At 59.5% G+C, this 15285-nt stretch carries 14 protein-coding genes; all 14 read left to right on the top strand.

The window, feature by feature from the left end:
• Positions 1-9 precede the first annotated feature (9 nt).
• Positions 10-360, top strand: a complete 351-nt coding sequence (locus ACODS0_RS21950; protein WP_431153340.1) for a hypothetical protein — start codon at positions 10-12, stop codon at positions 358-360.
• Positions 361-2760: a type IV secretion system protein TraC gene (traC, locus tag ACODS0_RS21945; RefSeq protein WP_431153341.1), complete on the top strand. Its 2400-nt coding sequence runs from the start codon at positions 361-363 to the stop codon at positions 2758-2760. It begins immediately after the preceding gene.
• A 10-nt stretch (positions 2761-2770) separates the two neighbouring features.
• A complete protein-coding gene (locus tag ACODS0_RS21940) occupies positions 2771-3115 on the top strand; it encodes a hypothetical protein (protein ID WP_121423110.1) in 345 nt (114 codons plus the stop codon).
• Between the two features lie 142 nt (positions 3116-3257).
• The gene (gene lepB / locus ACODS0_RS21935) at positions 3258-3635 is read left to right on the top strand and encodes a signal peptidase I (protein ID WP_431153342.1); all 378 of its coding nucleotides are present in this window, start codon (positions 3258-3260) and stop codon (positions 3633-3635) included.
• Between the two features lie 13 nt (positions 3636-3648).
• Positions 3649-4611 (top strand): TrbC family F-type conjugative pilus assembly protein, encoded by a 963-nt coding sequence (locus ACODS0_RS21930; RefSeq protein WP_488837151.1) that lies wholly within the window; start codon positions 3649-3651, stop codon positions 4609-4611.
• Positions 4608-5744: a TraU family protein gene (locus ACODS0_RS21925; protein WP_431153344.1), complete on the top strand. Its 1137-nt coding sequence runs from the start codon at positions 4608-4610 to the stop codon at positions 5742-5744. Before ACODS0_RS21930 ends, ACODS0_RS21925 begins: the two co-directional genes overlap by 4 nt.
• 3 nt (positions 5745-5747) lie before the next feature.
• Positions 5748-9665 (top strand): conjugal transfer protein TraN, encoded by a 3918-nt coding sequence (traN, locus tag ACODS0_RS21920; protein WP_488837149.1) that lies wholly within the window; start codon positions 5748-5750, stop codon positions 9663-9665.
• 8 nt (positions 9666-9673) lie between these two features.
• Positions 9674-9940, top strand: a complete 267-nt coding sequence (locus tag ACODS0_RS21915; protein ID WP_121423113.1) for a hypothetical protein — start codon at positions 9674-9676, stop codon at positions 9938-9940.
• Positions 9941-10133: 193 nt separating this feature from the next.
• A complete protein-coding gene (locus ACODS0_RS21910; RefSeq protein ID WP_431153346.1) occupies positions 10134-10784 on the top strand; it encodes a hypothetical protein in 651 nt (216 codons plus the stop codon).
• A 3-nt stretch (positions 10785-10787) separates the two neighbouring features.
• Positions 10788-11792, top strand: a complete 1005-nt coding sequence (locus ACODS0_RS21905; RefSeq protein ID WP_431153347.1) for a conjugal transfer protein TraF — start codon at positions 10788-10790, stop codon at positions 11790-11792.
• The gene (locus ACODS0_RS21900) at positions 11776-12240 is read left to right on the top strand and encodes a lytic transglycosylase domain-containing protein (protein ID WP_431153348.1); all 465 of its coding nucleotides are present in this window, start codon (positions 11776-11778) and stop codon (positions 12238-12240) included. The genes ACODS0_RS21905 and ACODS0_RS21900 overlap by 17 nt, the downstream gene beginning before the upstream one ends.
• Positions 12201-13439: a GspE/PulE family protein gene (locus ACODS0_RS21895; protein WP_431153349.1), complete on the top strand. Its 1239-nt coding sequence runs from the start codon at positions 12201-12203 to the stop codon at positions 13437-13439. Before ACODS0_RS21900 ends, ACODS0_RS21895 begins: the two co-directional genes overlap by 40 nt.
• On the top strand, positions 13423-14085 hold the full coding sequence (locus tag ACODS0_RS21890; RefSeq protein ID WP_147433318.1) for a thioredoxin domain-containing protein: 663 nt from the start codon (positions 13423-13425) through the stop codon (positions 14083-14085). The genes ACODS0_RS21895 and ACODS0_RS21890 overlap by 17 nt, the downstream gene beginning before the upstream one ends.
• 3 nt (positions 14086-14088) lie before the next feature.
• Entirely contained in the window at positions 14089-14985 is an 897-nt protein-coding gene (locus ACODS0_RS21885) for a hypothetical protein (RefSeq protein WP_431153350.1), read from the top strand.
• Positions 14986-15285 lie beyond the last annotated feature (300 nt).

Raw genomic sequence — 15285 nt, 5'->3', positions numbered from 1 at the left:
GGGACGCACATGGAAGTAGTCAAATCGATCGCCATTGCACTGGCGGTGTACGTGGTGGTGTCTGTGTCCGTGTACTTTGGATACACGCGGATGAACCAGGATCACGCAGCGCCGGAGCTCAAGATCGCAACGATCGACATCCGGAAAGTGAGCGACGAAATTTTCAAGAGCGGTGGCATTGGGTCTGCCGGCATCAGCGACGCGGCCCAGCTTTCCGACCGAATCCAACGTGCCTCCAAGTCACTGGCTGACCAGGGCTACTTGGTGGTTAACAAGCCGCTGATCCTGGCTGCGCCGGAGACTCTGGAAGTCTTTGACGCCACAGGCGATGTGGTGAAGGCAGTCCTGGGAGACCGCTAGATGGCCAAGCGAAACCGACCATCCGTCCACATCCCGGTCCTGGCATACGACTCTGACAACTATGTCTTTCAGTGCCGCGGGGGATACCTCGGCGTTTGCTGGGAATCTGCGCCCATGGTTGGTGCGGACGACCAGACTGCGGACATGTTGGCGAACGCATCGTCTCTGCAACTCCCGGCCGGCTCGTTCCTGCAGTTCAGCATGATCGGCCTCCCTCACATCAAGCAGTACACGACGTCTTACCTGAAGGTCAAGGCGGAGGGTATGCATCGCGTGGAGAGCTCCGACACGCAACGCACGTTGCTGGAGGTGTCATCGCGTCGCGCAGCGTTCATCGAGGCTGGCGCGAAGGAGCCGCTGCTCCCAAGCTCAGGCCAGCTCATGCACGATCGGCGCCTGATCATCAGCCTCAAGATTCCAATCGCGGGCCTGAACCCGACCGAAAAGGAAGCCAAGTTTCTGTGCGACGTGAAGCTGAAGTACGAGGATAGTCTGCGTGCCGCAGGCATCTTCGGGCGGCCGATGCGCGGCAAGGACTATGTCGACCTGATTGCCTCGCTCTATAGGTCGGGGGAGGGTGCACAGAACATCGAAGTGGTCGACAACCTCACGCTTGACGAGCAGTGCTTCAAGCCAGGGGACCGCCTGGACACCGAGCTTGACAGACTGGTGCTGAACGAAGCGACCGACATCCGAGTGTTGGGGGTGAAAGCCCTCCCCAAGAGCGCCAGCCTCGCGCTGGGCTACATGATGCTGGGCGACTACCTCGGCAACAACAACCAGTTGCGGTGCCCGTACCTTCTCTCGCTCTCCATTCATTTTCCGGACCAGGCGAAGAAGAAGTCCGACATGAAGACCAAATCGGTCATCGCGAGCTACCAAGCCTTTGGCCCATTGCTGAAGTTCATTCCTCGCCTCGCTGCGAAGAAAAACAGCATGGACATCGTGATGGACTGCATCGAACGCGGTGAGCCCGTCATCGAGGCGAGCCTCGGTGTCGCGCTGATCCATTCAGACAGCGAACTACTTTCGGGCGCTACGGCAGCGCTGGCAACTTACTACGACTCGCTCAACATCACCATGCAGGAAGAGAAGGGAATTGTGCTCCCTGCATTCACCAACCTGCTTCCGCTGGCGCCTACCGCAGAGTCGGTCAAGAATCTGTTTCGGTACTCGACCATGGGCGTTAGCCATGCGCTGGCACTGGCCCCCCTGATGGGCGAGTGGAAGGGCACGGAGCGTGACAAGGCCGCGATGCTCTACGCGACGCGCCGTGGGCAGGTGGGCACTCTGGACTTTTACTCGGGCTCTGCAAACTACAACGCCGTGGTATTTGCTGGATCAGGTGCCGGCAAGTCGTTCTGGGCCCAGCAAGTGGTCAGCGACTACCTGGCCGCGGGCGCCAAAGTCTGGACCATCGACGTCGGCCGAAGCTACTACAAGCAGTGCAAGGCCTACAAGGGCGAGTTCATTGACTTTCGGGCCGACTCTGGGATCTGCTTGAACCCATTCACGAACGTTGTCAAGATCGATGACGAGGTGACCCTCATTGGCGCACTGATCGAGAAGATGGCGGCGCCTGTGAAGGGCTTCGAAGACTTCCAGCGGTCGTCAGTTGAGCAGGGAATCAAGGCGGTGTGGGGGTCCCACGGGAATGCCTCGACCATCGACGACGTCGCCACCTACTTCCTGGAGCAGGACGACCCTCGCATCAGTGACATTGGCGCTCAACTCTTCTCGTTCACAAAGCAGGGCTCTATGGGCTCCTGGTTCAACGGGCGCGCGAACGTTGACCTTTCGAAGGACTTCGTCGTGTTGGAGCTCGAAGAGCTCAAGTCCAACAAAGTCCTCCAACAGGTGGTTCTGATGCAGGTGATCTCGGCGATTCAGCACGAGATGTACCTGGCCGGCAAGTCTCGGCCCTTGATCCTGCTGCTCGACGAGGCCTGGGACCTCCTAAAGGATCCCATTGTGGCGCGGTTCCTCGAAGACGCATGGCGTCGATTCCGCAAGTACGAAGGATGCGGGATCTTGATCACCCAAGATATTGCGGACCTATACGAGTCGGCTTCGGGCCGTGCCATTGCCACGAACTCCGACTTCAAGATCGTGATGAAGCAGAACCCTGAGTCAATTGCCCGCATCCAAGACTCCAAACAGCTCGTCCTGGGCGCAAACGTCTTCCAGCAAATGGGTTCCGTGCACACGGTACTCGGCAAGTACTCCGAGTTCATGGTGATCTGCTCCTCGGGGATCGGGATTTTTCGCTTGATCACCGATCGCTTCTCGCAGGTCCTCTTCTCCACCAAAGGACGGGAGCGTAGCCAGGTCATGGCCGACATCGATAGCGGCAAACCTGCAGTCGACGCTGTGAACGACTACATCGCCGAGTACGGCTGAAAGGGTAAACATGTTGGGTCGAACAATTGTTTTCGTTGCGGTCGTCCTCACGGGTCTTTGGGCGGCGGCCGTCTTCAACGAGAAGGATGAATGCGCGAGGCTCGAGCGACTGCTCGCGGTCGTGGACATGCCAGTGGAGATCGCGCGCATGTTCAACGCCAGTGACTCGTCCTGGTCGGAGTTTCAGCACAAGGCCTCGCTGCAGGCAAGAGATGCGCTCCTGCCGGGTCGGGACTGCAAGTTCCTCGGTGCGCGCGAGAAGCAGTGGCAAGGAGAGGTGATGGAGCGCGTCACCCGCGGTGGGCTTCCACCCGAAGAGGCAGAGGTGATTCTCCGGGGGAAAAGCCGTGAGTAGAACGGCTGGGTCGTACATCCGCTGGACGCTCGCGCTTTCGGCTATCACCGGCGCCATCGGCGGCTCAATCCTTGCGTCCCCGTTCCGCCTTGGATTCGATGTGCAGAGGTTGTTGGGATTCCCAAGCTGTCTGCCGTCCTACGTGTACTTCCTGGACTACCGCAAACCCATCCGCGCGCCGAAGCGCGGCGACTACGCGGTCTTCAGCTATCCGGCTACCAACCTTGGAGTCGGGGCCCGAGAAGGGCAACGCGCCGTCAAGATCGTGGCGGCGCTACCCGGCGAGCTGGTGGAGATCGCGGGGACCGAGCTGTATATGCGTGGGGTGCCTTGGGCCTACGACCGACTGTGGCTGGCCAAGTCGATTTCTGGAAAAACTGTTGGGGATTTTGATGCGAAGTACAAAGTGCCAGAAGGCACCTGGTTTGCGTATGGCACCGAGAAGGAAAGCCTTGATAGCCGCTACTTTGGGCCTGTTGAGCAGTCTCGCATCGTCGGATACGCGAAACCCCTCTTTTGAGGAAACGGCTCGAATGGCCGCGTCGCAGTTCTCTGCGCCCATGCAGCCCTACATTGCGGAGCGCGAGCGCAACCTTGAGGGCACCGAAGAAATCGTGGTGTTGATCTCTTCCTCGATGCCTGCCGGTGCGCTACGGGCGCTGTTCGCCCAGGCGCACGAGTATGGCGCGGAGAAGGTTCGTTTTGCGGTACGCGGGTTCGAACCGCGCCAGTTGGGCCGGACCATCGCGGGCTTCAGAGCTCACTTCCCCGACCCCGCATCAGAGTACGTTCTGATCGACGTGGATCCAAACGTCTTCCGCCAGGTCGAGGCGCAAGCCGTGCCCGTGTTCCTGGTCAAGGACAAGGAGAGCTGGTTTGAATCACGCGGAGAAATCAGCTTGTTTGGCGCTGTGGAGAACGTCCGCAAGCGCGGACCATTGCAAATCGGGCCGATGTACACCATCGCAGAACCTGACGTGCTGGACGTAATCCAGAAGGAGGGCTCAAAGCTGGACTGGGCCGGCATCCAGGCGAAACTTGCCGACAAGGCCTCTAGGGGCGAGGTTCGAGCTCAGTCCATGCTCCCGACGACTGGAGAGACTAGACGCATCCGGCACTCGCCCCGCGTTGCGGTCCAGCAGGACGTGGTGGTGGTGGAGCAGGGAAGGTACAAGGTGCTCGCACCTGCAGGTGGCTTGGTCAATCCGCTGGCGCATTCGAAGTTCGACCGGACCGTGGTCGTGATCAACGGCCAGGACGCGAGCCAGATCGCTCTGGCGCGGTCATGGGTGAAGCAGTACGGCGCCCAGAGCGTGGACGTCTTCTTTGTGTCTTCGGCAGAGGTCCCACGTCTTCAGCAAGAGATCGGCGCCCCGGTATACCCGCTCTATGACTGGATGTCGGGCGCGTTCGGTGTAGAGGCCGTTCCAGCGCTCGTACGGCCGGAGGGGCAGGAACTGGTGATCCAGTACGTTCGGCCGGGGGATCGGCCATGAGCAAGATGCTTTCATACCTTTTCCGGTGCGTGGCGTTCGCCGTGCTGTTGGCCGCCACATCGAGCGCCTGGGCCGAGGCCCGCAGCACGATGTGCAACAACTACTCGATGCTCAAGAACATGTTCACTGACGTGTGTTGGAGCGGCATGTTCCCCATCCGCATCGCAGGTGCCACGATGATCTCCGGAAAGAGCGGGGTTCCCGAGGACGCCTACAAGAGCCCACTGTGCAAGTGCGGTGGGGACATTTCGAAAGGCCAGTTTCCGAAGATTGGGTTCTCCGTGGGATTCTGGGCTCCAGCCAAGGTCATCGACGTCACACGCCAGCCCATGTGTTTTGCCTCGCTTGGGGGAACGCGTGCGTCCATGCCCAGCATTGGCTGGTTCGGTTCTGGAAGTAACACCGGCCGGGCCGACCGCAGCAACGGCTTCTACAACTGGGTCGCATACAGCGCGCCTCTGATTTACATGATGCGGCTGCTCGATGAGAACGCCTGCGCGCCCGACGGATTGCTGGACTTCGACGTCATCAACATGAGTCCGCTGTTTCCGAACTGGAACGATGTTGTGGGGCGATACGCGGCTTTCATGAACCCTGAAAGCATGTTCCTTGGCACCGTGAGCGCGCTGGCCACCATGCCGATCGACTCGATGAGCACCATCGTTAATGACAAGCCCTTGAACTATCTGCACTGGGCAGCAGGGCAGTGGGGGATGCTCTATCCAATGACGGGCTTTGACGAGTCAAGCAGTACCTCGGACACCGTCCGCTTTTCCTCGCTGATCGCTGCGCGCTCGATGGCCCTGATGCACCGCCTCGGGCTGCTGCGCGGCACCGTCGGTGGGTCGAACATCTGCGAGCGCAAGGTGCAGCCCATCATGCGTAAGGATGCGTTCCGCTGGCAGATGGTCGCTCCATCACCCGAGTACAACACCATTCCTGGTGCGAGCGGAAACGGTGCCACCGTACGAATGATCGACCGGCCCCATGGTCGAGGAACCTGTACGCACCCGACGGGCCTGCCTACCCCCTTGTGGGGCATGTGGCGCAACGTTCCCGCCACCGGCGAAGACCACTCCTACATGATCTTTCAATACACCGACTGCTGTTTCGGTATTACCCCCGCTCCCTAAACCATGTGGCTCAAACTCACCGGAAGAATCCTGATAGCCGTTCTCGGGTTCAACTACAGCGTTGGCGCCCTTGCCCAGGCCGTGACCACGCGGATGGAGCAGTCCGCGCTCGATGCTGCTACGACCAAAGAACGAAACGTCACAGGCTGGATTGACCAACCTGCAACGCTTCCAGGGCCGACCTCGCCGAACGTCACGCCGTTGGCAGGTTCCGCGATCTACCGAGCGCCGACGGCGGGTGAGGTCAGCCTTGATCGCGCGGCTTCGACCAAGTGGTCCACCCAGTTTGCGCCCGCCTCGAAGGCCGCAACGCTGGACAGCGCCCAGTCAGGGCAGGACATGGCCTCGCAGTCACTGGATGCGCTGATGCCCAACCCGAATGCGGACTACAACCGTGCTCAGGATGGTGTGACATCGACCAGCAGCACGGGGAGAAAGGTCAATGTCAACGAGCTTTTTCCAAACTTTAACCAGACTGAGGCGAACGAGATGTCACAGATGGGGAAGGACACGTATGCCGACCCCACAAAGCTTGAGGCTTTGACGAAACAGAACTCTCGCAACCGTCGCAAGGATGGGTGCCGGAGGACCGAGTTCGTGTCGCTCTACAAGCAGCAGACAAGCTCAGCTCGCGCGGCCGATGCCAATCACCGGATCTACCGCATCACCTTCCAAGAAACCGAGAAGCGGGCTGTGGTGGGTGCCCCCGAGAAGAAGGCGTGCTTTCGCAACGGAAATCCGAACGCTGAGTGCGTCCAGGAGCCTTTGTTCGACGTGGACACGAAGGCCTCGACCTACTCGCAAGGCCAAGTGCGTCTGCAGCTGCCGACCCTCGGCGCGAGCGCCAGTACCTGGCAGGACCAAGTCGACGAGGGACATGCGATTCGGTACGAGTACACGCCATTTTCAGCAGGCACGAAGTACAACTACTTCACATACAACCACAGGCTTTTCTTCGTGGTCAATGGTGCAATGCTGGATGCCACGCAGCATGTAGCGAGCTACGGGACGGCAAAGGACAAGTGGACGTCGGTCATCACCACGTCGGTTCCCCAGGGAACCAGCGAGGTGATCTTGCTTGCGGACTTGTACCGGACGGAGGTGAACTACTACGAGCCTCCGCCATCCGGATGCATGCCAGATCCCCCGACGACATGCGCAATCCCATCGCGAGGCGGGGACGTGATCAACTGGTGTCCTGGTGAGCGCGGTGCATCAGTGCTCGAAATGTATGACGATCGCCGGCAGGACACGGCCGCAAACACTGGGCACAAGTGGGTCAACGACGCGATCGCGAACACAGCACGGAACGACCACTCCAGCGACACTGGGCTTCAGGCGCAGATGGTGGGAAAGATGAACGCGTCCTCTGGCACGAAAGCCATGGAGCTGGTCAACTCTTGCAATCGGATCAGCGACGGCAGCTTCACGCAGAACGGCGGGAAGCCATACAACCGGGAGCAGGTCAACAACTGCGAGAAGATCATCAAAGAGGCCTTCACTCCGAACGGATGCTCTGGCATGCAGCGCCAGTTTGGACTCGCTGAGGTTGGGGATCATGTCTATCTGCGAGTCCGTGGGTGGAACAAGGTCAAGCTGCCAGTGCTGGACGCGCTCGGGAAGCCGACGGGCCAGTTCACGTACCGCAGGGACCCTGTCCCTGTGCAGGGTGCCGTCGCGAACATCGCGAGATTCCCGGTTCTGTCGCCCGCTCTTGACTGCCCGGATTGCAATACCGAGCCGGAGGAGGGCTACTACGTTGAATACATCCACTCTCCTTTCGGAGGTGACCCCAAGAAGACGGGCGTGAGCCGCATCCGAATGCTCGGGGGCACGGCGAACGCAAGCCACTTTGGTCGCCCTTCGGATGGCTGGCTCCCAGCTGTCAGCGCCACCGCAGACAGCTCGCGCACCGAAGTTGAGTTCGCTGCCGCCTTGCAAATGGTCACGGTGAATGAAATCACCGGTTGCAACGACTACCTCAAGATGGTTAGCGACAACCTATGCAAAAAGCCGACTATGGCGTGCACGGACCAACGCTCGACCGTGACGAGTGGTTCGGTGACGTTTGGCCACGGGCTGGCGACTTCGGGATTCATTGACATGCTGAGCCCTTGGCTCAAGGGTTCCGCGTCCTTCCCGGACTACGCCGAGGCAGGCCCATCAGCTCCAAATGCGAGCGACAGTGAAGACTGGTTCGGCCTGGACAAGATGTGCTGGGGAGCCAAGGGCGGCCCGCTGCTGCAGTGCGGGAAGATGGAAGGCGAGGGAGTCCAGTTTGACGAAATCACGGAGGGCGACAAGGTCTACCAGAGCAACTGCGCATACGCGGAAAACGTCGACGGAAAGAAGCTCTCCCAGTGCCGCCCGCTGCCGGCGTTCAGCGTCTGCGCGGACCAGCGGTTCGTCGGCTTGTTCTCGGGGATTTGCTATGTGGAAAACAAGGCATTCGACTGCGGGGAGCAGGCTCCGGGAAACTGGACCACCGACACCGAGAACCAGGTTGATGTTTGTCAGGGAACGTTGCGGTGCGTAGGCACCGAGTGCACGCGGCCCAATCTGACAGGCTCGTCCAAAGCTGACTTCGCGACAGCAGCCAGCGGCATGGAAGCGCTCAACATGATGAAGTACGACATGGTGTGCGCGGAGACTGGAAAACCGCCTGCATCGCTCACGGAAACCTGCACGCTGTCCATTTTTGGCGGGAAACAGTACTACTGCTCCTATACCGTTGGTAGCGGGAAGGTGATCACCGATGTGGCACTGGTAGATGGGAACTGCTGCCGTCAGGCCCGAAAGGACGTGAAGAACGAGGCACCCAACTGGATGCAGTACCTGCAGGGCTACTACATCGTCAAGAAGATCGGCGAGAACTCGATCACCCAAAGCTACCTTGCCAACACTGGGATCAAGGATGTCTACAACAACGCTGGGCGCTTCTACGGAGAGGTTTCCGATCAGATCACTGCGCCGTTTCACGATCTCTATGACAAGGGCTCGGCCTTCATCAACGACTCCATCGTAAAGCCGGTGAGCAGCGGTCTCGATCGATTCTTTGGGGCATCGGGTTCGTCCACCACCATTCCTGCGGAAGCCGCGGCCGATGGAGTCACGAAGCTCCCAGCAGCTCAGTCCTACTTCGGGAAGTTCGGCAGTGCGTTGAAGAGCTTCCAGCAGGAGCTGATGAAGCGTGCTTTTGAGTTTGTGAATGCAATCAGTCCAGAGCTGGCGAATGCCATCTTCATGGTCGGTCCGGACAAGGTCATCACGCTCACTCCCGGGTTTGAATTGGCGATGAATTCGTACTTGATCTTCCGCCTTATCGTTCAGATCATCTTTGCCTGTAAGACGCCGGAGTACGAGTGGGCGGCAAATGAAAAATGGCGATTGTGTTCGTTCGCGGGGACTTGTTGCTCTAAGAAAGTAGCATTTCTGGGCTGCATCCAGAAACGTGATTTGTACTGCTGCTACAAGTCCATTGCAGCGCGAGTGATCGCGACAGAGATCTTGCGGAAAGGGTTGATTCCTGGCCGTTCGGGGTACCAGGTTCAGGGGTGTTCTGTGAACTGCAGCGGGTTCACGCCTCAGGAGCTGGGCCAGGTGGACTGGGCGCAGGTCGATTTGACGGAGTGGACCGATTCCTTGATCGAGTCTGGACTCATCAACCCGCAAAGCCCGGAGTCGCGCTACGGGGTGCAAGGCAATGAAATTGATCTGAGCCGCTCGCTCGCCATCGAAGACTCCACCGCTGACATCGATCGCACAGTGCCTGCGGTCAAGACCGTTGATCTGCTCAAGGAAAACAGTTCTGAGCTGCTCGACATGTCCCGCGCTGTAGATCAGTTCGAGAACTGCTACGACCCGAATGACAAATCGAAGATGCCTTCATCGTATGCAGCTTGCAAACCAGCGGAAAAGTAGGAGGACGTGTGGAAGTTGTGGGCGCATTGATCTTGATCGTGATCGCAGTAGCCATCGTGGCCTTGAAGAAGGCGTTCGATGGGGATGAGGACGATGAGGAGTACGTCGCCCGGCAGCGGCGGCGGAGAAAGCAGCGCCGGGCCCGGCGGCGCGACGTCGATGAGGGAACGCATGATGAGCATCGGATTGGTCAGACGAATCTTGAGAACGTGCCGTTGTTTGAGCGGTATGGCGGCGGCGGCAACTCTGGGCCTAGCCCTGGGCCCGGCCAGTAGCGCGAACGCTCAGACGGGGATACCGACGGACCGGATAGGTGGGAGGCAGGAGGCAACCCACCCTCTTTGCGGTCTCTCGCGCGCTCAGGACAGGAAGAATCGCCTCGCCTGGCTTGACGGGATTTCTCGCCGGGAACCTGCTCACCTGCTGATCCATGCCGAGAATATCTACACGGGCCAGCTTGACTTGCCGATGCGCTCGCTGCAGTCCGCGCTAGAGGAGTCAGCACGGCAGGGCGTTCCGCAGGCGCAGTACAACCTGCTGTTCCTGGTCTACAGCCGCTGGGTGGCTGGCGAGCAGGTTACCGAGCAGGAGGTTGCCGATGCGCTTGCAAAGGTCCAGATCGGCACGTTCCGCGGTCAGCTGGCGTTCAAGATGGGGTACATCTACTCCTTGTTGCGCGAGCACGTGCTCCAAGTAACGGACGGGCCGACGCTGGAGGGCTATCGCTTGGCGGCCGGCTATGGGAACGCTGACGCGGCGTATCGCTATGTGGTGGGAGTGCTGCAGCACCGGTCTGAACAGGTGGCTGCCGATCCTGAGCTTCGCCGATATCTGAAAAAACTGGTGAACACCTTGAGCGGAAGATCGTCGCAGCTGATGGCGCTGCGGGGCGTCCTTTGGAAAACAGGGTTCTTTGAGGGCACCCCGCAGGCTCGCGCCTACTATGGTCAGCTGTACAAGCGAGTGAGCGAGCTGATGGGCGCGCGTGCGGCAGGAAATCAGGTTGCTGCAGCGCGATCAGTAACAAAGTTGGACAGAGATGCAGAAAGACTAATTCAAGTACAACATTTGATAAGCGTAACAATTGCGGTAGACTACGAATTCGTTTGTCAGCAATGATCCATGCGTTTACTACCCTATTTGTTACCGGCGGCAATGCTGGTGACCGCGAGCTTCGTGTCCGCGGCCGATCAGCCTTTTCTGACTGACAAGGCCCGCGGCTGGTTCTGGTACGAACAGCAGCCGGACCCCCCGGCGCCGAAGGAGAAGGAGCAGAAGCCACCACCGCCGGTTGCCGCCGTACCCGCCAAGGCTGCTTCCAGCCCGGCAGCGGCGCCGCAACCTGGCCCATCCACCTTCTCGGTCAAATGGTTCCAACAGAACTACTCCAAGGTCATGGAAGATGCGATCGACGACCCTACCGACGCCAAGATGGACAAGTACCGCTACGTCACCCGTGTAATGGTGGACAAGGCGACAAACTTCTCTCACAAGTTCCAGGAGCGCGCTGTTCTGGATGCTGCGCTCGACGAAACAAATCGCTTCCCCATCAGCAGCGCGATGCGGTCGGACTTCTACCGCCAGATCAACCAGAACAAAGCGCACTATATGCGCCAGCTGTCGGACAGGGCCGGGCTCTGGGTGTTCCTGGACGCGGAGTGCAGCTTCTGTGAGAGGCAGTACCCCATCGTCAAGCGCATGGCCAAGGAGCATGGGCTCTATGTCATTTTCATCACCAAGCAGGGCGGTCCCATCTTTGACATGAGGCCAGACGACGAGGTCCTGCCGGACGCCGGGCACAGCAAGGTAATGCAGGTTTCTGTGTACCCGGCAACTGTCCTGGTGGCGCCCCCTGACAAGCACGTCGTGGTGTCCCAGGGCATGCTGTCGGAAGACCTGATCGTAGATCGCGTGCTGTTGGCCGCGAAGCATATCGGGCTGCTGGATGAAGGTCAGTATGCCGAGGTGAATCCGAACTACTCCGGCCTACTCTCGCCACAGCAGATCTCAAAGCTCGGCATGGTGGACTTCTCGGACCCATTCTTCACTAGGAAGATTCGGGACGCCGTAGTGGCGAAGTCCGCCGACCTCTCGCGCTCGCGGGTGAACCATGAAAAAACTCGCTAGCGCGATGCTCGCGTGCGGGATCCTCTTCGTGGCACCCGTGGCCTGGGCCAGGATTGACGAGTGTCTGCGCAGCGCGGCCGCCTACCAGCAAGTTCCACACGAGTGGCTTGTGGCCATTGCGAAGACCGAGTCGAACTTCAATCCTGCGGCGGTCAACAGCAACAAAAACGGAACCACGGACCACGGGCTTATGCAGGTGAACTCCGTGTGGCTGGGGACGCTTGCGAAATTTGGAATCACCGAGCCGGACCTGTATGACCCATGCATCAATGCTCAGGTAGGCGCGTGGATCCTGGCCCAGAACATCCGCCAGTTTGGCTTTACCAACGAGGCGATTGGGTCATACAACACCGGGCCCAACGGAAAACCGGCCGCCAAGCTCATCTACGTACAGAAGGTTGTGAAGTCATGGAACAAGCTACAGCGACGCGGCGCGTCCGGGAAGTAGACGAACAGCCGCTGCAGTTCATCTCTACGTCCAATAGCGATGCTCCAGCGGTGGACCTGTTGAACAAGCTCATGTCGATCGCCATCGATCACGAAGTATCCGATATCCATTTCGAGTGGTTCGAGACGGAGATGATCGTCCGGTTCCGCCACAACGGAGATCTGCAGGAAGTTCGGAGAGTGAGTCTGGAGATGGCGTCCAGCTTCAACGACAAGATCCGAATGAAGGCGCGATTCTCGATGGTGGAACGCCAACTGCCACACGATGGAAAGATCCGATTCAAGTCGTTGGAGTCCGGAAAAGTGGTGGACCTGCGGATCTCGATTCTGCCTACCACCCACGGTGATTCGATCGTCTGCCGCGTGCTGGACGGCGCCAAGAACCTCCAGACTCTCGATGCGATCGAGATGGATGCCGATATCAAGGAAGCGATGCGCGAGGTCATTTCCAAGCCTCAAGGTCTCTTTTTGGTGACCGGGCCCACGGGGTCGGGAAAGACGACGACCTTGTACGGAATCATCCTGACCCTGCGAACCCCCTTGAACAAGATCAACACGGTCGAGGACCCAGTGGAGTACCAACTCGACGGGATCTGCCAGTCGGAAGTCAACCTGAAGATGGGTTTCGCGCAGGCCCTGCGCTCCATGCTCCGCCAGGACCCGGACGTCATCCTGGTCGGGGAAATCCGCGATGGAGAGACGGCGAGTGTTGCTGTCCAGGCCGCGCTCACTGGCCACCTCGTGCTCTCGACATTGCATACGAACAGCGCAGTGATCACGCTGTCGCGGCTTCTAGACCTCCAGGTCAATCCGAACGCGCTGGCGGCGGGACTGGGCGCGGTCTGTGCACAGCGGCTTATCCCGATTCTCTGTGAACACTGCCGGGAGCCCTATGAGCCGGATGATTTTGAGCGATCGCACCTGGTGCGTCATGGGGTCGAGGCCCCTTCGCTCATCTATCGCGCGCATGCTGCGGGATGTGAACACTGCATCGCGGGCTACCGCAGCCGCAAGGCTGTCATCGAAATGTTCACGGCGACGCCGGCGGTGCGGATTGCGATCGAAGCGTCTGACATTCACGCACTGCGCAAGGCCGCCGAAGCGCAGCCCTACTACCGAACCCTGGAGACCGCCGCAGTGCGAGAAGTCGCGCGCGGGGTCACATCATTTGAAGGAGCAAATCGTGCAGTTGGAACCTAACCCTTCTTCTCCCACGCGCAGGGCCTTGCTGGGTCTCGCTGCAGCGCTGCCTGTCGCTGCGCTTGCCCAGAAAGCGTCGATGCCCGATGTGGGCGGTACCAAGCCATACAAGGTGCTGCGCAATCCGGTCGCCAATGACAAGTTGCGCGTCCGGGAGTTCATCAGCTACGCGTGCCCGGCATGCCAGCGATACCACGCCGGCATCGCGCAATGGGCCGAGTCACTGCCGCGCACGCTCAGCTTTGTCGTGAACCCTGTGATCCTGAATGCATCCAGCCAGGCAGAAATCACGCTGATGTCGGCCAGGGTTGCGCTGGGGAAGCTGGCACCCGGCACGATGGCGAAATTCGATGCGGATGCGCTTGAGCTGATGCAGGCCAAGGGGAATAGCCCTTCGCTCGCCGACATCGAAGGGGTCGTCTCTCGCTATGGCGATGCCGGGAAGGCGCTGGTGGTGATGCGCCAGAAGCAGACCTTGGCGCAAATCGAACAGTGGCTTGACGCGGCTGGCCGCTATGAGGTTTTGAAAACCCCCTCCCTCGGCGTCCTGGGCCAGTTCGTCGTGACGCCGGAAGACGCGGCAGCGCGGGCAGAACTGTTCTTCGGATTGCTCAACGGCCTTATCAGCCAATCCATCAAGGCCTGAACTGTGAAAAAACTCATCACCACCATATCGCTCGCAGTGGCTGTCGTGGCCACCTCGCTTCCTTCTTTCGGGGGCCAGAAGCTGAAGATCGAGACTCCACCAGATGTTGCGGTGGACGACGCCTGGATCAACAAGGTCGAGCAGTTGGAGAAGCTGCTCTCGAACTCGGCCGTCGGGAAGGTGAGCGACATCCGGCTGCTTTCTACCCTGGATACACCGATCAAAGGGCTGAAGGCGGTTGTCTATGAAGCCATGATAGAGAACCCAGCCAACGGGCAGCGAAAGCCCGAGCGCCTAGTTCTCTACTCGGATACCTCGGGCCGCTACGCCGTCGTGGGCTCCGTGGTGGACATGAAAGAGGGCAAGGACCTCGGCAGCACGTTCATGAGAGAGCAGGCCGGCAACACAATGTCGCCTGCGCTGCTGGAGAAGGCCGAGCTCGCGCCCGGTACGGGCAGCCGTCGAATTGTCCTTGTGTTGGATCTCGGGCAGCCTCAGGGGCGTCAGTTCCTCAGTGAACTGCTGCAGCGCTATACCGCTGCGAAGAGCAAGGCAGGGGTGGACATGGCACTTGTCTCCGATGCCCAGAAGGAAATCAACGTCGGCGCGCAGGCCGTCCTCATGGGCGCTGCTGGCACCACGCGGATGCTCCCTTGGCTCGCGGAGTGGCTTCGTGACGGCGAGAAGGCGTCCTTTGTGGACAAGAACCGTCTGCGAAACGATGCCGTGGTCAAGGCAACGCTTGGTAAGGGCGTCTTCGCCATCGACAAGAACTCCAGGATGGCCGTCGAGTCGGGAATTGACAGGCTCCCTCTGATCTTCGTGAACGACAAGGGCCGGTACAGCACGTTCAAGCCTCCGCAGTCCGAGGCTGATTGGAAGGCCTTGCTCGGACAGTGAGCTTGAGCATCTGCCGTCGTTCCACTGGAAACGCCGTCAATTCATCCCAAAAAACAACTTCTGGATGTCAAAATGAACAAAGTAGCAAAACCTTTTAAGAAGATCGTGCGAGAGTTCCAATTTGGGACCATTGTTTTGTCTGTCGGAGGCCCTTTGTTGAGTTTGTGGCTGGACACCAGGATGCCTGACGAGTCCGCAGCCAGTGCGGACCCCTTCGGATTCCTATACTCCGTACTTAGTGCCTTGGGGTCTCCTCGTTTTCAGTGCAATAAGTGACGGTACGCAAAGCTAGCACTGGCG

Source organism: Acidovorax sp. FG60 (assembly GCF_057808995.1).
This window is presented reverse-complemented; position numbering and strand designations above follow the sequence as displayed.